We start from the raw sequence: 22,801 nt of genomic DNA, 5'->3' as shown, positions 1-22,801 counted from the left end.
GGGTAGCCGCACCTGAGCAGCAAGGAAACGGAGAACGCAATGCGGGCAGCGGTACTGGAGGCGTCCGGACGGCCGCCGGTGGTCAGGGACTTCGAAGAGCCCCGCGGCGAGGACGTCGTCACCGTGACCCTGGCCGGTTGCAACCCGGTGGACCTCGCGCTGGCCTCCGGTGAGATGGGCGATCCCGTGGTCCCCCGGGTCGTCGGCAAAGAGGGCATCGGCATCACCGCGGACGGCGCACGGGTCTACTTCGACTCCCCGCCGGCCCCGTTCGGGTCATGGGCCGAACGCACCCGGATCAACCCGGACAAGGCCTACGTGGTGCCCGACGGTGTCGACGACGACCTCGCCGTCGCGCTCGGCATCGCGGGATTGGCCGCCTGGCTGCCGCTGACCAGGCACGCCCAGCTATCCCCCGACCATTCGGTGCTGATCCTCGGCGCGACCGGGACCGTCGGCGCCATCGCGGTGCAGGCGGCCAGAATCCTCGACGCGGGACGCGTCGTCGCGGCCGGGCGCGACGAGGACGCGCTGGCCAAGACCCGCGAACTGGGCGCCGACGCGACCGTCCAGCTCGGCGGCGACGACGACGCCGGCGCGCTGAGATCCGCCGCGGGTCAGGACCGCGGCTTCGACGTGGTCCTCGACATGGTCTACGGCGACCCGTTCCTCGCCGCGCTGGACGCCACCGATCCCGGGGCCACGCTGATCACCGTCGGACAGGGTGCCGGCGCCGCACCCGCGGTGCCGTTCATGACACTGATGGGCCGCACGCACATCGGGCACATGAACGACTTCATGTCCGCCGACGTGCTGCACGCGGCGTACGTGGAACTGCTGATGCTGGCCGCCGACGGGCGCATCCACGTCGAGACCACCCGCTACCGCCTGGACGACGCCGAAAAGGCTTGGCAGGCACAGGCTGACGGACCGCATGTCAAGATCGGAGTGGCGATTCCGTGAGCGCGTACCCCGCTTTCGACGCGATGCCGATCGGTGCGCGCTGGCGTGCCGGCCAGTCCGGCAAGACGCGCGCCAGCACCGACCCGTACACCGGTGCCACGCTGGCCGAGATCGCCCAGGCCGACCAACGCGACCTGACCGAGGCGTACGACAGTGCGGTTGCCGCCCAAGAAGACTGGGCTGATGAGCCGCCGTCCGAGCGCGCCAGGGTGATGCGCGCGGCCGCGGACGTGATGACCGACCGCAAGGACGAGATCGTCGGCTGGCTGGTGCGGGAGACCGGCGGCACGCTGGCCAAGGCCGAGCTGGAGTGGGGGCTGGTGCGCTCGGTGATGTGGGAGGCGGCCTCGATGCCGCACCATGTCGAGGGTCGGATCATGCCGTCGGACATCCCGGGCAAGGAGAACCGGGTCTACCGCGAACCGGTCGGCGTAGTGGCGGTGATCTCGCCGTGGAACTTCCCGATGCAGTTGTCGAACCGCTCGGTCGCACCGGCGCTGGCGGTGGGGAATGCGGTGGTGCTCAAGCCCGCCGGTGACACCCCGGTGACCGGCGGCCTGCTGCTGGCCCGGATCTTCGAGGAGGCCGGTCTTCCACCCGGGCTGCTGTCGGTGGTCGTCGGCGCCGGTTCCGATATCGGGGACGCGCTGGTGGCCCACCCGGCGGCGCGGGTGGTGTCGTTCACCGGGTCGACGCCGGTGGGCAAGGGCATCGCGGAGAAGGCCGGCGTGAAGAAGCTGGCGCTGGAACTCGGCGGCAACGGGCCGTTGGTGGTCCTCGACGACGCCGACCTGGATCTGGCGGTGCGCGCGGCGGTGTTCGGGTCGTTCTTCCACCAGGGCCAGGTGTGCATGATCGCGAACCGGGTCATCGTCGACGCCGCCGTGCACGACGAGTTCCTCGACCGGTTCCTGGCGAAGGTCGGCGCGTTGACCGTCGGTGATCCCAGCGACCCGGACGTGCAGCTCGGGCCGATCATCAATTCGTCTCAGCTGGAGAGCATTCAGGACAAGCTCAAGCGTGCCCGCGACGACGGCGCGCAGGTGCTGCTGGGTGGGGATCCGTTCGGGCCGACCGGGTTGTGCCTGCCGCCGCATGTGCTTGCCGGCGGCAATGACGTCGCCACTGCGCGCGAGGAGGTGTTCGGACCGGTGATCACCGTGCTGCGCGCCGACGGAGAGCAGGATGCGCTGCGGCTGGCCAACGACACCGAGTACGGGCTGTCGTCGGCGGTGTTCAGCCGCGACGTCGACCGTGCGGTGCGGTTCGGCCGCCGGATCCGGGCCGGCATGACGCACGTGAACGACTCACCGGTCAACGACGACGCCAACACCGCCTTCGGCGGGGTGAAGGATTCGGGTGTCGGCCGGTTCGGAGGTCAGTGGGCTGTCGACGAATTCACCACCGACCACTGGGTTTCGGTGCAGCACCAGCCGCGCCGTTACGCCATCTAGCCCGTCACAGCACGACGGCGATCAGGTTCACCACCGAGGCCACGATCACCGAGCCGAACAGAAACGACAGCAGGCCGTGGCCGAGGGCGGTGGCCCGCATCCTCGACGACGTCAGGTTGGTGTCGCCGATCGCGAAGCTCACCCCGACGGTGAACGCGACATAGGCGAAATCACTGTAGCGGGGCGGTGTATCGGTGTTGAAGTTGATTCCCCCGCATGGCTCTTCCTGGAAGTAGACCCGTGCATACGCCACCGTGTACAGCGTGTGCACGACGAACCAGGAGAGCACCACGGTGACGATGCCGATCGCCGGAACCACCAAACCGAAACGGTCGGGCCAGGTTTCGGCCAACAGCATGCCGACACCGGCGAGGCTGGCCAGCGCGCCGCCGAGGATCAGGGCGACCACGGTCCGGCGGCCCGGCTCCTCGTAGGCGGCGTGCGCAGCGGTCCGCTCCGCGTCGCAGGGCGCGATCACCACCCACGTCCACACCAGGTAGGTCAGCGCGAGGGCATCCCAGCCGACCAGCGCCGCATACCAGCGGAATTCCAGCAGCGCCGCGACGCCTGCCGCCACACAGCCGACGACGACCGCACCGAGCACCCGCGTGGTAGGGCGGTGCGGCAGCGACGGTCTCACGGACGTTATCCGAGCGTCGCCCAGAACTCCGTCAGCGCCGCCGCACCGCGCTTGGGGTCCTCGACCATCCACCAGTGCCCGAGCCCCTCGAGCAGCTCGACGCGCGCGCCGGACGTTCGGCGGCGCGGCGGCGGTTCTCGTTGGGGCCGATGAACGGATCCGCCGTCGGCAGCAGGGCCAGACCGGGCCGTGCCGCCGCGGACTCCAGCGCGCGGCCGGCCTCGGCCATCGCCGGTTGAGCGGCCGAGCGGTACAGCGCCAGGATCGCGGTGCGCATCTCGTCGTTCTGTTGTTCGGCCAGCGCGGCGCCGATGTCGGCCGGAATGCCGAAGGACACCATCACTTCCGTCCGTGCGGGCACCCCGCCATCCATCATCGCGGCCAGGGATTCCTCCCCGGCCCCAGGTGTCTGCCAGACCTGGGCCATGTCGTGCCAGACGTAGTCGGCGTCGAACAACCCGACCGAGTCGCTGGCCCAGCTGCGCACCAGTTCCGGCCGGTGCATCGCGACGTTGACCACGTGGCCGCCGCCCCAGTCGTGGCCGACCAGATCGATCGGTCCGTCGATCTTCTCCAGTGCGGATTCCAGCCAGTCGCGGTACTCCGTCATCGTCGCGCCGAACCCGTCCGGCAGCGGTGCGCCGAATCCAGGTGGCGAGAGCAGCACCACGTCGTCGCGGCCCAGCACGGCGGTGAGCGGCCCCCAGATCGCGTCGGTCTCGGGATTGCCGTGGACGAACACCGCTGTCATGGGGTTCATCCTGGCACGCCGCCGATAATGGGACGGTGAACACGCAGTGGTCGGCGGCGATGAACCTGGACGCGCCGATCATCAACGCGCCGATGGGCGGGGTGGCCGGCGGCGAGCTGGCGGCCGCGGTCAGCCGCGCCGGTGCGCTGGGGATGATCGGGATCGGCAGTTCCGGTTCGGCGGCAAGACTCCGGGAGCACCTCGGGCATACTGCAAACCTGCAGCGGCCCTTCGGTATCGGCCTGATCAGCTGGGTGGTCGAGAAGGATCCCGCGCTGCTGGACACCGCGCTGGCCGCCGGCCCGGCACTGATGTCGGTCAGCTTCGGGCAGGACTGGTCCTGGGTGCGGCGCGCCCAGGACGCCGGGTGTGTGACGGCGGTACAGGTCGCCGATCTGGCCGCCGCGCGGCGTGCGGTGGACGCCGGAGTCGAGGTGCTCGTCGCCCGCGGGGCCGAAGGGGGCGGACACGGGCGGCCCGCCGTCGCGACCCTGCCGCTGCTGGCCGAGCTGCTCGACGCGTTGCCGGTGCCGGTGCTGGCCGCCGGCGGCATCGCCTCGGGGCGGGCGCTGGCGGCGGTGCTGGCCGCCGGGGCCGCCGGTGCGTGGATCGGCACCGCGTTCGCGGTGTGCCCCGAGTCGACGCTGCCCGCGCCAGCCCGGCAGCGGATGCTCGACGCGGGCGCCACCGACACCGTCACGACCCGGGCCTTCGACGTCGCGCTGGGCTACCCGTGGCCGGCCGAGCTGCCCGAGCGGGTGTTGCGCAACGCGTTCACCGACGCCTGGGACGGCCGGGTCGACGACCTCGACGCGGATGCGCGCGCGCTGCTCGGCAGCGCCATCGCCGCCGACGACTACCGGTGGGCCCCGGTCAACGCCGGGCAGGGCGTCGGCGAGGTGACCGTCAGCGAACCCGCCGCGGTGGTCGTCGGCCGGCTCGTCGGGGACGCCCGCCGGATCCTCGCGAACGTGCCACCACGGTCGTGATTTCCGCCGCAGCACGACCCGGAGAGCACCCTCGCGAAACCCCAGAACGCACTGCAATCCCGCTGGTCACATACGTCACAAGCCGAGGGGAAAAGGCCGCGACACTCCCCTCCCCGGGCCCGTCGTTGTCGCCGGCGTGCCCTATGTTGGGGCGTCCGAGGTCATGACGAACACGACGCGCACAGAGCGAGGGGGCTGGTGGACGACAACTCGACCCTGTCCGCCGTCGACCTGCTCGAACTCAACCGCGACCTGCAGTCCTCCCAGGCGATCCGGCTGCTGGCCACCACGAATCTGAGCCTGTACGCGACGCTGATGGAGCGGCACCTCGCCGACGGTGTGACTCCGGAGACCGAGCTGGTCGTGCGCCTGGAACGCGACCTCGACGACCTCGGGGATCCGCAGTCCGGCCTGGCGCTGATCAAGTCGTGGGCCAGCCAGGGCTGGCTGCACCGCATCGTCGATCCCCGCAGTGACCAGAACGTCTGCTACCTGACCCAGGACGCCCGCCGCGCGCTGGACTTCCTGCGCGGCATGCGCCGGCAGGACACCATCGCCACCGGCGGTTCCATCAACGGCATCGCGTCCCGGCTCAAGCACGTGGCCCTCAAGGTCGGCAACGACCCCGCCAGGATCCGCAAGAGCATCGAAGCCGAGATCGAGGCACTGCACCGCGAGCTCGACGAGCTCGATGCCGGCGAGCGGCCCGCGCCCGATGTCACCGACGCCTACGACGAGGCCCGCGCGATCGCGCTGCAGATGGAGCGGCTGATCACCGACATCGGCCAGTACGGCTCGATGATCGAGAAGGCCACCGCCGCCCTCGACGAGCCGATCGACTCCAACGTCGAGTACCGCGACCGTCAGCGCCAGATGTACGCCGACTACCAGGCCGCCTGGGACTCCCAGGGACGCGACAGCCACCGCGCGTTCCTGCGGATGATCAACGACCCGGATCAGCGGGCGGAGTTCGAGGCCGACGTGGCCGCGGTCGCCGACGCGCTGCCCGCGCTGGACCCGGCGCTACGCAAGGTGATGGCCGGCTTCTTCGAGCTTGTCGGACATCAGATCGACGAGGTCGAACGGATCCAGCAGCGCTGCGCGCAGCGGGTCAAGCGGTTCACCGCGTTCGGCACGCTGGAGCAGAGCCGCGGGGTGGCCCGCCAGCTCAACGAGGCCATCGGCGCGGCCCGCAATCTCCTCAGGTCGAGCCTGATCGACTCGCGGCTGGACATCGAGCTGCCGCTGGCCCGGCACGCGATCAGTTCGGTCGGCGCACTGAGCTTCAAGATCGGCGAGCTGTCCAGCCCAAAGCCGGCCAAGGCCGCCGAGGGCGAGGTCGACCTGGCCAGCTTCGCCGCGCTGACCACCCAGGTCGACGCGCCGGCGATGTCGGACATGCTCAACGCCGCGGTCGCCGAGGGCCCGGTGTCGTTGCCGGAGGCCGTGGCGATGCTCGACCGTTCAGGGCAGGGCGCCTACCTCGGCCATGTCATCGTGCTGTGGTCCTGGGCTCTCAAGCAGCCCAACGATTCTCGGTACGATTCAGTGACCGTCCGGTTCCGTTCGCTGGACGGCAAGGACCGCGAAATTGCCGTCCCCGCACTGAAATTCACCGAACCGATCACTGTTGGAGCATCCGCGTGACCACCGAACACGAGGCTGACTTCGCGGCGTTCTCCGCGCTGCCCGAGGTCGACCAGAACGCCCGGCCGCCGCACCAGCGCCGGCCGCGGTTCGACGGCGACGTCTCCGAGCTGCCCGACCGCGCCTGCTGGGCGCTGCAGCATCTGCTGACCCGCCGCTACATCAGCGCCGAGACCGACAGCGACATCTACGCGTGGGTGCTCGAGTACCGCGGCCAGCTGTCGGTGCGGCTGTCCGAGCTCGACCTGATGCTGCGCATCGTGGACGGGACCGACGTCGCCTACGTCGAGCAGGCCCGCTACGAATCCGCCAGGGGCATGAAGCTTCTCCGTCGCGAGCCGCTTGGCACCTACGACTCCATCCTGGCTCTGCACCTGGCACAGATGATGCGCGCCGCGGGCGGGCAGAGCGTGCTGATTTCCCGCGAGGAGATGCACAACCTGTTCTCCGGGGTGCTCAACGACACCGACCGCGACGCGGTCACGTTCACCGGACGCATCGACGCCGCCATCGCCCGGCTGACCGGCCTGGAGATCCTGCGCCGCAGCCGCGACGACGAGCACAGCTACACCATCTCCCCGGTGATCACCGCGGTGATGACGGCCGGCGTGATCACCGAGTTGCAGCAACAGTTCGAGCTGCTGCTGCGCGGCGGGACCGCGGCAGTGGACCAGGAGGAAGACGCCGTTGACTGAGCAGTTCCACCTGTCCCGGCTCCAGGTGATCAACTGGGGAGTCTTCGACGGCTACCACGACATTCCGTTCAGCGAGGGCGGCGCGCTGATCGCCGGTGCCTCGGGCAGCGGTAAATCCTCTCTGCTGGATGCGATCTCGCTGGGTTTCCTGCCGTTCAACCGGCGCAACTTCAACGCCTCCGGCGACAACACCGCCGCGGGTTCGAGCGCGGGCAGGCGCACCGTCGACAAGTACGTGCGCGGCGCGTGGGGCCAGCGCAGCGACGGCGGCACCAGCCGAGTGATGTACCTGCGCGGCGACGGCACCGCGTGGTCGGCGGTGGCGGTCACCTACTCCAGCGACTCCGGGCGCACCGTGACCGGCCTGGTGCTCAAATGGCTCACGGGCGAGTCCCGCAACGACTCGTCGAGCCGGTTCGTGCTCGGCGACGGCGACTTCGACATCGAGGACATCTGCAACCGCTGGGCGGCAGGACGTTTCGACACCGGGGTGTTCAAGGAGAACGGCTGGCGGTTCACCACCAAGGTGGAGTCGCAGTATCTGGCCCAGCTGTACGCGACCATCGGCATCCGTGCCTCCGATGCCGCCCAGCAGCTGCTCGGCAAGGCGAAGTCGCTGAAGAGCGTCGGCGGGCTGGAGCAGTTCGTCCGCGAGTTCATGCTCGACGAACCCGAGAGCGTGACCCGGCTGCCGGAGGCGCTCAAGCAGATCGACCCGCTGGTGGAGGCGCGTGAGCTGCTGGCGGTCGCGCAGAAGAAGCGCAAGATCCTCGGCGACATCGAGAAGATCCAGCAGCGCTACGCCTCGGAGTCCACCGATCTGGGCATCATCGACCTGGTGGATCTGCCGATGGTGCGGGCCTACACCGACCACGTCCGGGTCGCGCAGTGCCCGGCTCAGGTCGAGCAGCTCGACACCACGATCGAGCAGCTCGACAACGAGTACGAGGACGTCACCCGAAGCCTGAATCTGGCCAAGGCCGAGGCGGATTCGCTCAACGCGCAGATCAGCGGATCCAGCGCGAGCATCGGCCCGCTGCAGTCTCAGGTCACCGCCGCCGAGACCGAGGCCGAGCAGATCTCCCGCAGGCGCGGCGCGTACGAGGACATGCTGGCTGCGCAGGGCCTCGACATTCCGGAGACCGCGGACGACTTCTGGAACCAGCGCGAGGAACTGCTCGCCCAGGCTACCGAGTTGCTGGCCAAGGTCGAGCGCAACCGCGAGGCCTCAACCGACGCCGAGTACGCGCAGAAGTCGGCCCGGCTGGTCCGCGACGAGGCCGCCAAGGAACTCAAGCGGGTCGAGCATGTGGGGTCGGCGCTGCCCGAGTTCGCGCTGACGATGCGGGAGCAGATCTGCGCCGCGGTCGGTCTCGACTCGGCCGACCTGCCCTACATCGCCGAGCTGATGGATCTGCGACCGGACCAGACGCGGTGGCGCACCGCGGTGGAGAAGGTGCTGCGCGGTGTCGGGCTGCGGCTGATGGTGCCCGATCAGCACTGGACCAAGGTGCTGGCGTTCGTCAACGAGACCAACATGCGGGGACGGCTGCAGCTGCACCACGTCCGGGCGAAGTTCCTCGGCGCCGAACCGGTCGATCCGGAGCCGAACACGTTGGCGGGCAAGCTCTTCCCGGTCGATCCGACGCATCCGTGCGCGGCCGAGGCGGTCGACGTGGTGACCGCCGCCGGGGACCACGTCTGCGTCGACACCCCGGAGGTGTTCGCGCGGTTCCGCCGCGCGGTCACCGACACCGGGCTGTACAAGGACTCCGACCGGCTCGCGATCAAGGACGACCGGCGTCCGCTCAAGCAGTCCGAGTACCTGTACCAGGGCGATGTGTCGGCGAAGATCAACGCGCTGACCGTCGACCTGGCCGCGGCCGAGGAGGCGTACCAGAAGGCCCGCCGCGTCGCCGACGACATCGCCGCCCAGCGTCAGCAGTGGCGCGACCGGGCCGCGGCGTGCAAGGCGATCTGCGAGCAGTTCCCGCAGTGGAGCCAGATCGACACCGAAACCGCCGACGGGCACGCCGACCGGTTGCGGGAGCAGTACGAGCTGCTGCTGGCCGACCACCCCGACATCGAGGCGCTCAACGCGCGCGCCGACGAGTGCTGGTCGCAGATCCAGAAGTTGATGACGCGCCGCGGCGCGATCCAGACCCGCCGCGACGATCTGGACGGGCGGCGGACCAGGCTGCTCGAGCTGTCCGAACGGCTCCGGCCGGCATTCGTGTCGGAGCCGCTGACCGAGCTTCTGAACCGGTACGCCGGTCAGGTTCCGGTGTCGTTGGAGCTGCTCGATCCCGAGCCGCACCGCGACGCGCTGTTCGGCGCCATCAAGAAGGAACGCGAACAGCTGCGGGAGAGCCGCCGTCGTTCCTATGACGAGCTGGCGCGCATCCTGAACACCTTCGACACGTCCTTCCCGGACGCCGTGCCGAACAACTCGGACGATTTCGACGAGCGGGTGCACGACTACGTCGCGCTGTGCCGGCACATCGACGAGCGTGAGCTGCCGGAAGCCTACGAGCGGATGATGCGCCTGGTGACCGAGCAGGCGCCGGATGCGATCCTGACGTTGCACCGGGTGGCCGAGCAGGAGGCCCGCCGGATCAGCGACCAGATCGCCCGCGTGAACACGGGTTTGGGGGCGGTGGAGTTCAACCGAGGCACCCGCCTGACCCTGCGTGCCACACCGCGCAGCCTGACGGCGGTGTCGGAGCTGACCGAGATCGTGCGGGCCATCTCACGGCGCATCGCCGAGGTGGGCCTGGGCGACAAGCAGGCGATCCTGGATCAGTACGCCGACATCCTGCGGCTGCGCAACCGGTTGGCGTCGACGGCGCCGGAGGACAAGGCGTGGACGCGCGACGCCCTCGACGTGCGCAACCGGTTCACGTTCGACTGCGCGGAATGGGATGTCAGCACCGAGGAGCTGATCCGGACGCATTCCAACGCCGGTGACAACTCCGGCGGCGAGCAGGAGAAGCTGATGGCGTTCTGCCTGGCGGGTGCACTGAGCTTCAACCTTGCGAGCCCCGAAAGCACGGACAACAGACCGGTTTTCGCGCAGCTGATGCTCGACGAGGCGTTCAGCAAGTCGGATCCACAGTTCGCCCAGCAGGCGTTGCAGGCGTTCCGCAAGTTCGGGTTCCAGCTGGTGATCGTCGCGACGGTGCAGAACGCGACGACGATCCAGCCCTACATCGACAGCGTGGTGATGGTGTCCAAGACCGAGGCGACGGGCCGCAATGCCCGTCCGGTGGCGACGGTGTCCACGCGCACCATCTCCGAGTTCGGGCAGTTGCGCCGGGAGATGCGGGCCACCGCCAAGGTTCCCGCCGGCGTGTAGGTACCGCCGACGGGAACCTAAGCCTTGTAACGCATCACGGCGTCGGGACGGATGACCACACGTACCCACTGCTCGGCGCGCATGGCGGTGAGGTCGTCGGCGCGGACGGGATCGGTGGGGTCCCAATACCGGGCGGCGAGGCGTTCGACGAGAGCGTCGGCACCGTCGGGGACGATCGTGACGGGCCCGGCCACCGACACCCAACGTTCCCGCTCACCGACCGGTGCGGTCACCACCAGCGACGCGCGGGGATCGCGGCGAAGGCGCCGAACCTTCACGGTGTCCGGGCCGGTGAACAGCTGCACCGCCCCGTCGGCGGTCACTTCGAACCACACCGGCCGCGGCTGCGGCGGTTGCGGTCCGCCCGCGGCGGTGAACAAGCCGTACAGAGGGCGAGCCAGGAACGAGATGTCCTCGGCTGTCAGCGTTTCCGTGCTCACCGATTCCACACTCCCGCCGCGGCGACGCGCGCCACGTAGTCCTCGAAGGGCCGGGGCGGACGGCCCAGCACGTCGGCGACCCCCTCGGCGGTCTTGGCGATCAGCCCACTGTCCATCAGCGTGAACATCTCTGCCACATCGTGGGCGACGTGTCGGTCGACGCCCTGCTCGACCAGCGCGTCGACGTACTCCGCCGTGGAGATCTGGCGGTAGGAAATCGGCCGCCCCGTCGCGCGGGAGATCAACTCGACGGCTTCACCGAAAGCGATCGACCGGGGCCCGGTCAAGTCGTGAGTGAGACCTGCGTGCCGGTCGGGGTCGGTGAGCACCCGCACCGCGACCTCGGCGACGTCCTCGAGGTCGACGAACGGTTCGGGCACGTCACCGGCAGGCAGCGCCAGCTCGCCGTGCAGCAGCGGCGCGTGCCACAGCTCCTCGTCGAAGTTCTGGGCGAAGTTGTTCGGGCGCAGGACGGTCCACGGAATGGAGGATCCGCGGACGGCGTCCTCGGCTTCTCTCATCTCGCGCCCGAACGGCGAGTCGCCCCAGTCGTCGGCACCGCGCCCGGACAGCAGCACCAGCTGCCGCACCCCGGCGGCTTCGGCCTTCGCGACGAACTCGGGTGCGGGTCCCTGGACCGGTGGCGGCACCACATACGCAGCCGTCACGCCCTGCAGCACCGCATCCCAGCCGCCGGGGTCTGCCCAGTCGAACGGCGCTGGGCTGGTCCGTGAAGCGGCTCGCACGGGCAGCCCGAGCATGCGCAGTCGGGCGGCCACTCGCCGTCCGGTCTTGCCGGTGGCCCCGAGGACCAGGAAAGGGTTGGTCGAATCAGTCATGGCTCCATGGAACGCGACACCGCCAGACGATTCCATGGGTGAAAGGCCGAAATGCCTTTGTGATCGTCTGCTAGAACGGGCGGATGTCTCCGCGGGCTACGTTCCGGTGCGCCGGCTCTGGTGACTCCACTCCCCCTGTGCGGCGCCACCAGACACCGTTGCGCCCCTGATGACCGCTCCGCACACCCCTCGTTGCGCAAAGCAGGCCGCCTGTGAGACGGGCCACAGGGATGGTACATAAACGATAGCGTTTCCCAAAAACCGGCACGTACCTGAAGGCGTGGGACGATCATGTCGAGACCTCGCCGGACCCGTGGTTCGGCGCCCCTATAATTCTCGGCGCAACGCACACCGGGCAGAGGAGGCCGCATGGCCGAGCGGCTCGCCTCCGGACGGCACCGGCTGTCCAGGGAACAGGTCGCCGCCCATCAGAGACAGCGGCTGTTCAAGGCACTCGCCACCGTCATGGCCGAGAACGGGTACAGCAAGACCACGGTCGAGGATCTGATCAGAGAGGCCGGGGTCTCCAAGGCCACCTTCTACCAGCACTTCACGTCAAAGCAGGACTGCTTCATGTCGGCGTACGCGCGGATGCAGCAGCACGTGATCGACGGCGTCGAGGCACTGCCGTCGACCGGCACACCGATGCAGCGCTTCGACGTCATGCTCGACCGGTATTTGAGCTTCCTCGCCGCGGACCCGGCCACGGCGCGGCTGTTCCTGGTCGAGGTGTACGCCGCCGGACCGGAGGCCATGCGCAGGCGCGTCGATCTGCAGCAGGATTTCGTGGCGGGAGTGGCGAGAGTGTTCAACGCCCGCAGCACCGCCGACCGGTTCGCGTGCCAGATGCTGGTCGCGGCGATCTCGGCACTGGTGACCAACGCGCTGGCCGACCAGGACGCCGAGGCGGTCACCGCGCTGAAGAAGCCGATCCTGGGCTACACCGAACGGGTCATGGCGGTCCCCGAGTCGATGCCGGGCCGCACGACCTAGCGCGGGACGCGATTTCAGCGCGGCCGGGCGCCGTCGAGGAACAGCCGAACACAGACCCGGATCCGGTCGGCGACGGCGTCGTCGTCCAGCACCGCTCCCCACAGCACACCGTGCGCGGGACCGCCGATGACCAGGCTCAGGAACGATGTCCCGAGAAGTTCGGGATCGTCGATCGCGATGCTGCCGGTGGCCGCGTGCCGCGCCAGCACCTCGGCGATGAAGCGCACCGCGGGCCGACTGCCCTGCTCGTAGGCGATGCGGGGAAGCTCGGGGAACCGGTAGGCCTCGGCGTTGAGGATGCGTTGCAGGCGGACCCCGTCGGGACTCACCGCGGTGCGCAAGCGCGCCCCGGCCACCGCGATCAGCGTCTCCTCCAGGTCGCCGGTGTCCAGCTTGCGAAGCTCCTCTGCCGGGACCGCCCACCGGTCGATCGCGCGCTGCACCGCCGCACGGAACAGGGTCTCTTTGTCGGAATAGCGGGCATAGATGGTCCGCTTGGCCATCCCGGCCGTCGCGGCGATCCCGTCGATCGTGGCGTGGTCGAATCCCCGGTCCAGGAACACCTCCAGCGCGCAGTCCAGCAGTTCCTCGGCACGCAGCAGCGCCTGCGCGCGCGTGGGTCGGCCGGCGGCGCGGCGCGGCGACGCGGCCGGGGCGGAGTGAGTCACCCCGCCAGTATGACTAATGAAACGCAGGCGGTGCTATTCTTTCGCAAGTATTGAAACGGCTGAGGTGCCTTTCTGCGATTCAACGACGAGTCGGGCCCCGCCGTCGCCTTCCCGGACCCCGAAACCCCCGAGGACAGTTCTCCGTGCCTGAACAGATGGTCGAGCGCCCGTCGGCGCCCCGAGGCGGTGCAGCGCTCATCGCCGTGCTCGCCGCCGGCGGCATCAGCGTCTCGCTGATGCAGACGTTGGTGATCCCGCTCGTGCCGCAGCTGCCCGAAATCCTGGGCACCTCGTCGGCCAACGCCTCGTGGGCGGTGACCGCGACATTGCTGACCGGTGCGGTCGCCACCCCGATGTTCGGCCGGCTGGGCGACATGTTCGGCGCCAAACGGGTACTGGTGGCCTGTGCGGTGCTGCTCACCGTCGGCTCCGTCGTCGCCGCGCTGACGAGCTCGTTGATCCCGCTGGTGATCGGCAGGGCGCTGCAGGGGTTCGGCGCCCCGGTGATCCCGCTGGGCATCAGCGTGCTGCGCGCGTCCCTGCCGCCGGAGCGAGTGGGCGCGGCGATGGGCATGGTGAGCGCCTCGCTCGGAGTGGGCGGCGCGCTGGGACTGCCGCTGTCGGCCGTGATCGCCGAGCACCTGAGCTGGCACGCGTTGTTCTGGTGCGCAGCGCTCCTCGGGCTGGCGTCGGGGGTGCTGTTCAGCCTGTTCGTTCCCGACATCGTCCCGTCGAAGACCATGGGCCGCTTCGACTTCCTCGGTGCCGTCGGCCTGGCCGCGGGCCTGATCATGCTGCTGCTGCCCATCTCGAAGGGCGCGAGCTGGGGCTGGGGCAACCCGACGACGATCGGCCTGCTGCTCGGCTCCCTGGCGGTCTTCGTGGTGTTCGGGTGGTGGCAGTTCCGGACCCCGGCACCGCTGGTGGACATCCGGACGACGATCAAAACCCCTGTGCTGCTGACCAACCTGGCCTCGATCGCGGTCGGCTTCGCGATGTTCGCGATGTCGTTGATCGGCCCCCAGATCCTGCAGTTGCCCGACGCGACCGGGTACGGGCTGGGCCAGAGCATGGTGGCGGCCGGGCTGTGGATGGCGCCGGGCGGTCTGGCGATGATGGCGGCGGCGCCGATCGCGGCGAAGATCATCGCCTCGCGCGGGCCGCGCTTCACCCTGGTCGCCGGCTGCATCGTCATCGCCGTCGGATACCTGGGTGGCACACAGCTTCTCGGTAGTCCGGCGGGCGTGCTGACGTTCAGCATCCTGGTCAGCATCGGTGTCGGTTTCGCGTTCGCCTCGCTGCCGACGCTGATCAACGCCGCGGTGCCGGTGTCCGAGACCGCCGCGGCGAACGGCATCAACTCGCTGGCGCGCGCGCTGGGCACCTCGGTGTCGAGCGCGGCGATGGCCGCGGTTCTGGTGCAGACCGGCATGGTGGTCGGCGGTCATATGATCCCGTCCCTGAACGGGTTCCGGATCGCGCTGGTCATCGCCGGGGTGGCGGCCGCGGTCGCCGCGATGATCGCGATCGCCATCCCGGCGGCGACGCCCACTCCCGCGCCCGCTCCGGACGCCGTCGAACCGGTGCTGTCCCCATCGGCGATCCGCCGGCGGGCACAGCGGTTGGAGAACGTGATGACCGCGGTCGGGCGCCAGTCCGCAGTGGCTCTGGGTGTGCCGTCGGCGTCCCATCGACTGGATCGCGGCGACTACGTCATCGCCGCCTATCTGGGCGGTGCCGGCGCGATGTCGGTGCCGGACCTGGCCGCCGCGCTGACCAGCGACGAACGACCGGTCGAGGAACGCATCTCGGCGCTGATCCGCGACGGTCTGGCCGGGCGGGCACCGGCCGCGGATCAGGCTGCGCCGCCGCGCTTCTCGCTCACCTCCCGGGGGCGGGCGATGTTCGAGAGCCAGCGCTCGGCCAACATCAGCGGCCTCGAGTCGGTGCTGTCACGCTGGGACGACGGCGACGTCGCCGCGTTGATCGGCTATCTCGGGCGGTTGTCCGACGGGATCGACGAGGAGCTCCGCCGGCGGCGCGACGCCACCGGCCCCAGCGGTGCCGTCGTGCCCGGTGTCACCGCTCATGCGCCGACGGCACCGATGCGGGCTCCGCGGCTGACCCGCAGACCGGCGGGTCCCGGCCGTCCGGTGCGCAACCAGCCCGGCGGCGCGGTGGACCCGGCCGCCCCCACCGAGGTGTTGCGGCATCGCCGCTGACCCCGCAGGACATCGCGGTCTCCACCGGTTCCGGTCAACCCGGAACCCCGATCACGGCCTCTTCGCGCAGCGCCAGCTCCGCCTCACGCAGCAGTACCGCCTCGGCGTGCTGATAGATCTGCCAAGCCCCGTCGGCGCTGTCGCCGACCGCGGTCATCCCGACCCGACCGCACTCGGTCAGGCAGCTGATCATGTGGAACACCACACCGGTGCCACGGGACTGGTCGAAGTGCAGCCCGTGCTGGGCCACCACGTCGAACAGGTCGGCCACGGTGAGGCTCTTGAGCCGGTCGTCTTCGAGGTGGTCGGTCGCGACGAGATGCTTGGCCGTCCCGTCCGGCGTGAGGTACACCCCGCGCGCACCGTCGTAGCGGCCGCCGGTCAGGAACTGCAGGGTCAGGAACGGATGGGTGGTGCCGCCCTTGCGCAGGTTCAGCTCGATCGCATACGGGGTCCACTCTCCCGAATCATCCTGCACCACCACAAAATCCACGGCGAACCGGCCCAGCACACCGCGCTGCGCGAGGTGGTGCCCGATCACCATCGCCGGCTCGGCGATCCTCGCCGCATAGGCCGGGTTCGCCGGGAACACACAGCCGAGGTACTGCTGGCCGGTGGCGCCGCCCAGCACCTGGTCGTGGGTGGACAACAGCTCGACGGTGCCGTCGGGCAGCGCCCGCATCTGCACGCTCGGGCTTTCCAGCGCCGCGCCGCAGATCCGTTCCTCGACGATCCCGCCGTTCTTCTCGAAGGCCGCGAGGTAGGCGTCGACCGACAGCGCCACGCTCTCCGGCACCAGGGCGCGCACCCGGTCGGCGATCGCGCGCGCCTCGTCGGGCGCACCAGGTTCCGGCAACGCGACCAGATCCAGCGACGCGTTACCCGCGCCCGACACTCCTTCGTTCAGTTTCACGATCGCCAGCGTGAGCGACGGGCGGCGCCGGCGCATGTGCTGCACCCCGGTGACGATGTCGTCGACGGTGTGCAGGTCTTCCGCACCGACCGGGCACCGCACGCCGCACTCCTCGAACATCCGTCGGCATCCCGTCTTGCTGCCCAACTCGATCAGCCGCGGATCCGCTCCGTACATCGGGATCCCCAGCGAAAGCGCGACATCACGTTCCAGCGCGGTGGTGTTGTACGGGATCAAATGGGATCGCGCCGGGTTGGGGATCAGCTCGCGGATCTCGTGCAGCAGTCGCGGGCGCGCCAGGAGCTTCTCGCTCAACGACATCGGCGACGCATCGCCGACCGCCACCACTGTCAGCCGCGCGCGGGCATGGCTGGGGATCACCCCGGGCAACAGGCCGAGGTAGTACTCGATGACGAGTTCCGGGATCGGCTGCGAGGTCACATAGATCATGCGTAACCGCGGCTGCCGAAGCAGCAGGAGCAGGAACAGTGCCCGCTCCTCCAGCGCCTGCGTGACCGTGACGCTGCCCGCGGTGGTGCGCTCGACGCTGATCGAGGGCACCACCACCACCGATTCGTCGGCCAGGTTCTTCTGGATGGAATCCCACGCCGGACGCATCGCCAGCTGAAGGTCGTCGAACGCCCGGTAACGCTGCTCGTCGTCCAGCTGACCTAATGTGCGGCGGGCGGTTTGGAGATCGGTCATGTGGTCACCTCAGTTCATGGCACGGATGTTGTGGACGCATACCGTCTTGCTGAAACCCTTGGGCTGCACGTCGCCGACCGGTTCGGCGACGGCGCTGTCCTCCACCGCGGCCAGCACGCGGTCGGTCACCAGCACCTGCCACGGTCCGGCGTCCGAGCAGAGCCGGGCAGCGAGGTTGGTGACGCTGCCGATCGCCGCGTAGTCGAAGCGGCCCTCGAAGCCGATCCGGCCCAGGGTCGCGAATCCCTGCGCGATACCGATGCCCAGCGCCAGATCGTGTCCCCGCCTACGCCATCCGCGGGCCAGTTCGGTCACCGCATCGCGGATCTGCAGTGCCATGCGCACGGCACGCTCGGCAGCGTCCGCGCACGGGACCGGGTCGTTGAAGAACACCATCACGCCGTCGCCGGTGAAACGCTCCAGCGTGCCCTCGTACCGGTGGATCAGTGCACCCATCGCATGGTGGTACTCGGCCAGCACGCCCATCACTTCCTCGGGCTCGCTGGTCTCGGCGAACGGGGTGAAGTTGCGCAGATCCCCGAACAGCACCACGATCTCGCGCCGGTGGCTCTCCAACAGGTGCTCGTCGGAGACCACGAGGTCGGCCAGTTGCGGTGACAGGAAACGGCGCAACCTGTTCGTCCGCTCCAGTTCGGCCACCTGCGCGGCGACCCGGCTCTCCAGTTCGGCGTTCCACGCGGCGAGTTCGTCGGCCTGACGGCGCACGGTGTCGTGGTAACGCTTGATCCGGGCCAGCGACGCCACCCGGGCCAGCAGTTCGGCCTGGTCGAACGGTTTGGTGACGAAATCGTCTGCGCCGGCGAGCAGGGCGTTCAGCCGCTGCTCGCTGCCACTGGCGGTGATCATCACGACCGGCAGGAACCCGGTGGCCGGGTCCGACCGGATCTGGCGGCACACCTGGTAGCCGTCCATCTCGGGCATCACGACGTCGAGCAGCACGATGTCGATGTCGCCGCTTCTCAAGGCGTCCAGCGCCTCGGCTCCCGATGCCGCCCGCACCACGCGATGCCCCCGTGGCGTCAGCACCGCGTCCAGCAGGCGGAGGTTGACCGGCTGGTCGTCGACCGCCAGCACCGTCACCGGCTCGTCCATCACGGTTTCCCCTCGCCCCGAACGGGTTCCACCCGAACGCCGACGGCGTGCAGCGCGCCCAGCAGGTCGTCCCGGCTCACCGGCTTGAGCAGGTGGGCGTCCGCGCCGGCCGCGCCGCTGCGGGCCCGGTCGTCGACGACGGAGGCGATCACCACAGGGACGTCCGCGGTGGCCGGGTCGGCTCTGAGCTCACGCAGGACCTCCCATCCGTCCAGCCGGGGCAGCAGGATGTCGAGCACCACCGCGCTGGGTGCCACCGCGCGCAGCATCGCGAGGGCTTCGACCCCGTCGGATGCCCGGAGCACCTGCACGGGTGCGTCGTCGAGATAGGCGCTCATCAGCTCCAGCGACGCCCGGTCGTCGTCGACCAGAAGGAGCACCGGGAACTCGCCCCGGGCCGGCGCGACGGCCGTCGGCGAGTACGGCCGGGGCGCGGGGATGGAGAACCCGAACGTACTTCCCTGCCCCACCACGCTGTGCAGCCACATCCGGCCGCCGAACAGGTCGACGATCCGCTTCGACAGCGTCAACCCCAGACCGGTGCCCTCCTCCTTGGCGGGTCCGCGGTGCCCCTGCTGGAAGGAGTCGAAGATCCGGTCCCGGTCCTCCGGCGAGACGCCGATCCCGTTGTCGGTCACCGTGACCACGAGGTCGGCGTCGAGCCGGTAGGCACGCACCGACACCCGGCCGCCGTCGGGGGTGAACTTGACCGCGTTGGACAGAAGGTTCAGCACGACCTGTTTGAAGCGCAGCTCGTCGGCGTCGACGGCGCCGACGTCGTCGGCGACCTCGACGGACAGTGCGATGGCGTGTGCCGCGGCGCGTTCGCGGACCATCGCCGAGGCGTAGTCGATCGCCGCGCCGACGTCGAACACCACCGGGTCGAGCGTCATGTGGCCGGCCTCCACCTTCGACAGGTCCAGGATCTCGTTGAGCAGCTCAAGAAGATGGCGACCGGACTTCCAGATATCGCGCAGGTACTCCTCCTGCCGCTCGTTGATCTCGCCGAACATGCGGTCCAGCAACACTTCCGAGAAGCCGATCACCGCATTCAGCGGTGTCCTCAGTTCATGCGACATGCTGGCCAGGAACTCCGACTTGTGGTTGCTGGCGATCTCCAGCTCGCGAGACTTGGTCTGCAGCTCCCGGTACAGGCGGGCGTTGACGACGGCCAGCGCGGACTGGCCTGCGAAGGTTTCCAGCAGGTCGACGATGTCGGGCGGGAACCCGCCGGCGTCCCTGCGGTGGATCACCAGCACGCCGATCGTGCTGTCGCCGTGCGTCAGCGGTATCGCGAGCACCGAACGCCACCCGTCGTCGAACAGGATGTCGAGAACGTCGTCGCGGTCGGCTTGCTCGAGATCGGGGACCTCGAACGGCCGCCGGGTGGTGACGGGATGGTGGACCAGGGCCGAATCGGCGTCGACGGCGACGGCGTGCAGGCGCTCCAGCAGCGCGGGACCCAGGCCGGATGTTCCTCGCAGATCGTACGAGTCGGTCGCCTCGTGGTACTCCAGGATCGACCCGCCGTCGGTGGTCGGCGTGAGGTCTCCCACCCCGAGGTTGGCCAGTCGCACCGCGTTGGTGACGGTCTGCTCGAGCACCTCGTCGAGGTCGAGGGTGGAACCGATCGCGTTGTCGACCTCCCGCAGCGCCTCCAGTTGGGTCACTTTGTCGGCGAGCTCGTGACCGCGGATCTCGAGTGTGCGCAGCAGGTCCACCTGATGGAGTGCGATCGCGGCCTGGACGGCGAACTCTTCGAGCACCCGGCGTTCCCTGGCGTTGAACGGCGCCACGTCGGTACGCCACAGCGACAGCACCCCGATCACCCTGTCCTGCACCATCATCGGTGTGGACATCAGTGTGCGGAAGCCGGTCAGGCGCTGAAGGTCCAGGCGTCCGTAGCCCGCGTCGTCCAGCACGTCGGCGATCTGGACGGTGCGCCGGTCCTCGGCGGCGCGGCCGACCGTGGATCTCCGGTTGGCGGTGATCGGATGTTCGGTCAGGTGGGTGCGGTAGTCCTGGGGTGTCTTGCCGGAGACCCGGGACAGGCGGTACACGTCGCCGTCGCGGATGAACAACTGCGCCGCGGTCGCACCGCACAGCCGGGTGGCGTACTGCAGCACGGTGTCGAGAACGGCCCCGGGGTCGGAGGCGTCGCGGCCGAGAGCAGCCAGGATCTCCCGGGTGGCGGCCAATTGCTGTCGCGCATAGGCCAACTCGCGGTTGACCGGCGTGGTCATCGCGTCCTCGGGGTGCTCCGTGGCGGTCACAGCCGGGTCCTCGGGCGGACGGTGTTGGCCCGTTCGACCAGCGCCACGCGTTCCCACAGGTCGGTGGTCTCGCGGGCCAGCGCGCGGTAGCACTGTTCCATGCCGGTGCGGATCCCTGCCTCGTCGAACTCGGCGCCGAGCAGATGGGTGGCATCCGGTGTGTGCCCGGCGGCGAGCCAGTCCAGCGCGGCCTCGAACACTTTCAGCCGTACGCGTGCACGTCTGGCCGTCGATTCGAGCGCCAACGCACAGGTGCGCCGGTCGACGTCGCGCAGCGTGTCCTCGCCCAATGCCTCGGCGGGAGGTGCGGCCAGCAGCACGTCGATCGCCGCTGTCCCGGCTGACGTGAAATGCGCCGAGGCAGGCGTGATCTGGTCGAGTACCTGCACCGCGCCGGCGCGGTCGCCCGACCGGGCCCGGTACCGGGCCAGACCGAACGCGGCGCTGTAGAACGTGTGGCTGGTGCGCCACACCGTCGTGTAGTGGCGGGCGGCGACGTCGTGGTCGCCGCGCAGCTCCGCGGCCGCCGCCAGCGCCAGCTTCGGATCGAGCTCGCCGGGCAGCTGGTCCAGCACCCGGTCGAAATCGGCTGCGGCCGCGTCGAAGTCGCCGTCCAACAGGCTGCACTGGCCGCGGTACCACAGCAACCGCCAGTCATCCGGGATCACCGAGGCCAGTTCGCCGATCCGCCGACGCGCGTCGGCGGCGGCCCCGATCTCCAACGCGGCGCGCACCAGCCGAAGCGGGATCTCCACGGAGGCGCGCAACGGCGTCGAACCGCCCATCGCGTACTGCAGGGTTTGTTCCAACTGTGTCGGCGGGGTCCCACTGGTCGTGGCGAGCAGGGCGGCGCCGGGATCGGCTGGGTCGACCCGCGGCACCGCGAGGGCGGCGATCACCGAGGCCGGTGCCGGCGGGGCGTCCGCGCCGGCGGCGTAGATCGCCCGCTGGGGACTGAAATGACGGGAGATCCGGGGTCGCGGGCTCTCGCTGTCGGCGGCGGCGATCTCGTGCAGCACCCCGGTCAGTTGGTCCACCAGTTCGGTGATCGACGGGAACCGCCGCGCAGGGTCGGCCTCGGTGGCCCGCGCGACGGCGCGGTACAGCGACTCGTGCTCGGCGAAAGCCGGTACCTCGGCACGGCCCGGCAGCAGCACGGTACTGCGCGGGAGGTCGGCCACCAGCGTGGCCAGTGTGCGCCCGACCGTGTAGATGTCGCTGGCGACCGTCGGCCCGGTGTGCGCGACCTCGGGCGCCTGGAAGCCGCGGGTGCCGTAGATGACGCAGTCGACGTCGTCCATGGCCACGGTGGCGCCCAGGTCGATCAGCTTGAGTTGCTCGTCGGCCTGCATCACGTTGTCGGGTTTGAAATCGCAGTACGCCAGCCCCTGATCGTGCAGGTACCCCAGCGCGGGCGCGATCTCGACGATGTAGGCGACGGCATGGGCAGGCGGCAGTGGACCGTTGCGCGCGTTGCGGATTTGTTTGAGCGAGATGCCGCCGACGTACTCCATCACGATGTAGCCGACGGCCGTGCCGTTCGCATCGGCGTGGTTGACGAAGTTGTGGATCCGCACGATGTTCGGGTGCTCCACTTCGGCCAGCGCGAGTGCCTCGGCTTCCGCCGCGGCCATCGCGGCCGGGTCGCTGGAATGGACGAGGCCCTTGAGCACCACCCACCGGTTGTGCACGTTGCGGTCGGTGGCCAGATAGATCCAGCCGAGCCCACCGTGGGCGATACAGCCGCGCACCTCGTACTGGCCGCCGACCACCTCGCCGCGGGACAGCCGGGGAACGAAGGAGAACGGCGTGCCGCAGGCGCCACAGAAACCCTCGGTGACGCCCGGGATGCCGTCGCGTGACCGGCCGACGGGCCGGTTGCAGTCGACGTTGCCGCAGGAGCGCTGATGTTCGGGCACCCGGGGATCGGCCAGGACCGCGTCGGCGGGGTCGCCGCGGGGCACGGAGGGGACGGTCACCACGCCGGCGCCCAGCCGGCCTCGGCCGCCACCGGACTGCGGACGCCGCCCCGGATCGGGACGCGACCGCGGTGCCGACACCGACGCGAACGTCGACGTCGGTGCCCCGACTTCGGTTGCCCCGGAATCTGTTTCGCGTGCCGCGCCGACGGTTCGGTCCAT

Annotated in this window: 16 protein-coding genes and 1 pseudogene; 8 read left to right on the top strand and 9 right to left on the bottom strand. The window is 69.7% G+C overall.

The window, feature by feature from the left end:
• Positions 1 to 39: 39 nt before the first annotated feature.
• Positions 40 to 963, top strand: a complete 924-nt coding sequence (locus C6A87_RS04920) for a zinc-binding dehydrogenase (protein WP_311116245.1) — start codon at positions 40 to 42, stop codon at positions 961 to 963.
• Positions 960 to 2,417 (top strand): aldehyde dehydrogenase family protein, encoded by a 1,458-nt coding sequence (locus C6A87_RS04915; protein ID WP_311116244.1) that lies wholly within the window; start codon positions 960 to 962, stop codon positions 2,415 to 2,417. Before C6A87_RS04920 ends, C6A87_RS04915 begins: the two co-directional genes overlap by 4 nt.
• Before the next feature lie 4 nt (positions 2,418 to 2,421).
• Here C6A87_RS04915 and C6A87_RS04910 read toward each other — a convergent pair whose 3' ends face one another.
• Together C6A87_RS04910 and C6A87_RS04905 are read right to left on the bottom strand one after the other, a co-directional pair.
• Entirely contained in the window at positions 2,422 to 3,057 is a 636-nt protein-coding gene (locus tag C6A87_RS04910; RefSeq protein WP_311116243.1) for a DUF1345 domain-containing protein, read from the bottom strand.
• 5 nt (positions 3,058 to 3,062) lie between these two features.
• Positions 3,063 to 3,808, bottom strand: a pseudogene (locus C6A87_RS04905) (alpha/beta fold hydrolase).
• A gap of 59 nt (positions 3,809 to 3,867) precedes the next feature.
• On the opposite strand from C6A87_RS04905, the gene C6A87_RS04900 reads away from it, so the two are divergent.
• From C6A87_RS04900 to C6A87_RS04885, 4 genes are all read left to right on the top strand, one after another.
• Complete coding sequence (locus tag C6A87_RS04900) at positions 3,868 to 4,797, top strand: nitronate monooxygenase (protein ID WP_311117819.1); 930 nt, start codon at positions 3,868 to 3,870, stop codon at positions 4,795 to 4,797.
• A gap of 198 nt (positions 4,798 to 4,995) precedes the next feature.
• A complete protein-coding gene (locus tag C6A87_RS04895; protein ID WP_396837004.1) occupies positions 4,996 to 6,444 on the top strand; it encodes a DUF3375 domain-containing protein in 1,449 nt (482 codons plus the stop codon).
• Positions 6,441 to 7,139 carry a DUF4194 domain-containing protein gene (locus tag C6A87_RS04890; RefSeq protein WP_311116242.1) on the top strand — a complete coding sequence of 233 codons (699 nt, stop codon included), beginning with the start codon at positions 6,441 to 6,443 and terminating at the stop codon, positions 7,137 to 7,139. Before C6A87_RS04895 ends, C6A87_RS04890 begins: the two co-directional genes overlap by 4 nt.
• A complete protein-coding gene (locus tag C6A87_RS04885; RefSeq protein WP_311116241.1) occupies positions 7,132 to 10,494 on the top strand; it encodes an ATP-binding protein in 3,363 nt (1,120 codons plus the stop codon). The genes C6A87_RS04890 and C6A87_RS04885 overlap by 8 nt, the downstream gene beginning before the upstream one ends.
• Positions 10,495 to 10,511: 17 nt before the next feature.
• Here C6A87_RS04885 and C6A87_RS04880 read toward each other — a convergent pair whose 3' ends face one another.
• Both C6A87_RS04880 and C6A87_RS04875 read right to left on the bottom strand, forming a co-directional pair.
• Positions 10,512 to 10,934 carry a pyridoxamine 5'-phosphate oxidase family protein gene (locus C6A87_RS04880; RefSeq protein WP_311116240.1) on the bottom strand — a complete coding sequence of 141 codons (423 nt, stop codon included), beginning with the start codon at positions 10,932 to 10,934 and terminating at the stop codon, positions 10,512 to 10,514.
• On the bottom strand, positions 10,931 to 11,773 hold the full coding sequence (locus C6A87_RS04875) for an NAD(P)H-binding protein (protein WP_311116239.1): 843 nt from the start codon (positions 11,771 to 11,773) through the stop codon (positions 10,931 to 10,933). The genes C6A87_RS04880 and C6A87_RS04875 overlap by 4 nt, the downstream gene beginning before the upstream one ends.
• A 369-nt stretch (positions 11,774 to 12,142) precedes the next feature.
• On the opposite strand from C6A87_RS04875, the gene C6A87_RS04870 reads away from it, so the two are divergent.
• Complete coding sequence (locus C6A87_RS04870; protein WP_311116238.1) at positions 12,143 to 12,766, top strand: helix-turn-helix domain-containing protein; 624 nt, start codon at positions 12,143 to 12,145, stop codon at positions 12,764 to 12,766.
• 14 nt (positions 12,767 to 12,780) lie between these two features.
• Here C6A87_RS04870 and C6A87_RS04865 read toward each other — a convergent pair whose 3' ends face one another.
• Positions 12,781 to 13,434, bottom strand: a complete 654-nt coding sequence (locus C6A87_RS04865) for a TetR/AcrR family transcriptional regulator (protein WP_311116237.1) — start codon at positions 13,432 to 13,434, stop codon at positions 12,781 to 12,783.
• Between the two features lie 143 nt (positions 13,435 to 13,577).
• Between C6A87_RS04865 and C6A87_RS04860 the strand changes: the two genes are divergently transcribed.
• A complete protein-coding gene (locus C6A87_RS04860) occupies positions 13,578 to 15,656 on the top strand; it encodes an MFS transporter (RefSeq protein ID WP_311116236.1) in 2,079 nt (692 codons plus the stop codon).
• 34 nt (positions 15,657 to 15,690) lie between these two features.
• Here C6A87_RS04860 and C6A87_RS04855 read toward each other — a convergent pair whose 3' ends face one another.
• Genes C6A87_RS04855 through C6A87_RS04840 form a run of 4 tightly spaced genes read right to left on the bottom strand, consistent with a single transcriptional unit; the run spans position 15,691 to position 22,801 of the window.
• A complete protein-coding gene (locus C6A87_RS04855; protein ID WP_311116235.1) occupies positions 15,691 to 17,274 on the bottom strand; it encodes a peptide ligase PGM1-related protein in 1,584 nt (527 codons plus the stop codon).
• A 9-nt stretch (positions 17,275 to 17,283) separates the two neighbouring features.
• The gene (locus tag C6A87_RS04850; RefSeq protein ID WP_311116234.1) at positions 17,284 to 18,387 is read right to left on the bottom strand and encodes a response regulator; all 1,104 of its coding nucleotides are present in this window, start codon (positions 18,385 to 18,387) and stop codon (positions 17,284 to 17,286) included.
• Positions 18,387 to 20,660 (bottom strand): ATP-binding protein, encoded by a 2,274-nt coding sequence (locus C6A87_RS04845; RefSeq protein WP_311116233.1) that lies wholly within the window; start codon positions 20,658 to 20,660, stop codon positions 18,387 to 18,389. The genes C6A87_RS04850 and C6A87_RS04845 overlap by 1 nt, the downstream gene beginning before the upstream one ends.
• A complete protein-coding gene (locus tag C6A87_RS04840; RefSeq protein ID WP_311116232.1) occupies positions 20,657 to 22,801 on the bottom strand; it encodes a tetratricopeptide repeat protein in 2,145 nt (714 codons plus the stop codon). Before C6A87_RS04840 ends, C6A87_RS04845 begins: the two co-directional genes overlap by 4 nt.

The sequence above is a fragment of the Mycobacterium sp. ITM-2016-00317 genome, assembly GCF_002968295.1.
GTDB lineage: Bacteria > Actinomycetota > Actinomycetes > Mycobacteriales > Mycobacteriaceae > Mycobacterium.
The sequence above is the reverse complement of the archived record's forward strand: the minus strand, read 5'-3'. Positions and strand labels throughout refer to the sequence as shown.

What these genes read in the sequence shown, in the direction of transcription:
- C6A87_RS04920 (WP_311116245.1), top strand. Translation starts at nt 40, where the DNA reads ATGCGGGCAGCGGTACTGGAGGCGTCCGGACGGCCGCCGGTGGTCAGG.
- C6A87_RS04900 (WP_311117819.1), top strand. Translation starts at nt 3,868, where the DNA reads ATGAACCTGGACGCGCCGATCATCAACGCGCCGATGGGCGGGGTGGCC.
- C6A87_RS04875 (WP_311116239.1), bottom strand. Translation starts at nt 11,773, where the DNA reads ATGACTGATTCGACCAACCCTTTCCTGGTCCTCGGGGCCACCGGCAAG.
- C6A87_RS04870 (WP_311116238.1), top strand. Translation starts at nt 12,143, where the DNA reads ATGGCCGAGCGGCTCGCCTCCGGACGGCACCGGCTGTCCAGGGAACAG.
- C6A87_RS04855 (WP_311116235.1), bottom strand. Translation starts at nt 17,274, where the DNA reads ATGACCGATCTCCAAACCGCCCGCCGCACATTAGGTCAGCTGGACGAC.
- C6A87_RS04850 (WP_311116234.1), bottom strand. Translation starts at nt 18,387, where the DNA reads ATGGACGAGCCGGTGACGGTGCTGGCGGTCGACGACCAGCCGGTCAAC.
- C6A87_RS04840 (WP_311116232.1), bottom strand. Translation starts at nt 22,801, where the DNA reads ATGGACCGAACCGTCGGCGCGGCACGCGAAACAGATTCCGGGGCAACC.